1 protein-coding gene is annotated in these 704 nt (G+C 75.4%); it reads right to left on the bottom strand.

The genetic code is table 11. The annotated features are described in order from the left end of the window. A partial coding sequence (locus PROKR_RS25865; RefSeq protein WP_036969433.1) for a thiamine-phosphate kinase occupies positions 1 to 480 on the bottom strand: 480 nt, incomplete at its 3' end. Between the last annotated feature and the right edge of the window lie 224 nt (positions 481 to 704).

Here is a 704-nt window from a genome sequence, read left to right as displayed (position 1 = left end):
GACGACGTCGCCCGGCCGCGCGCCCGAGCGCAGCACGGCGTCGCGTCCCTCCAGGTCACCGTGCACGGTCACGCTCACGACGAGACACGGCCCGCTGGACAGGTCGCCGCCGACGGCGCCCGCGCCGACCGGCGCGCAGCCGTCCGCAAGGCCCTTCGCCAGTCCCGTCACCCACTCGACGTCGGTCTCGCCCGGCACCACCAGGGACGTGACCAGCGCGGTGGGCCGGGCGCCCATCGCGGCGATGTCGGCGAGGTTCTGCGCGGCGGCCCGCCGTCCGACGTCGTAGCCCGTGGACCACCGTGCACGGAAGTGACGGTCCTCGACGAGCACGTCGGTGCTGACCACGAAGCGCCCGTCGGGGGCGGCGAGCACGGCGGCGTCGTCGCCGGGGCCGAGCAGCGTGGCGCTCCCCCGGGGCAGCAGAGGGACGATGCGCTCGAGGATCTGCTCCTCGGAGAGGTCACGGACGCGGGTCACTGGAAGACCTTAAGGGCCCGCCCGCCTCCCGCGCGGCACCGACCCGGCACCGGCCCTGATGAACCGACCCGGCACCGGCCCGCCCAGAACGCGGCAGCACGCAGACCCCGGGACGGGCATCCGTCCCAGCCGGGTAACGTATCTCCGTGCTTCCCGCTCGAACCTTCACCCGCCGGACCGCCGTCGTGCTGGCCGCCGCCGCCCTCACCACCGTGTCGCTGGCC

The organism is Promicromonospora kroppenstedtii DSM 19349, from assembly GCF_000515355.1.
GTDB lineage: Bacteria > Actinomycetota > Actinomycetes > Actinomycetales > Cellulomonadaceae > Promicromonospora > Promicromonospora kroppenstedtii.
This window is presented reverse-complemented; position numbering and strand designations above follow the sequence as displayed.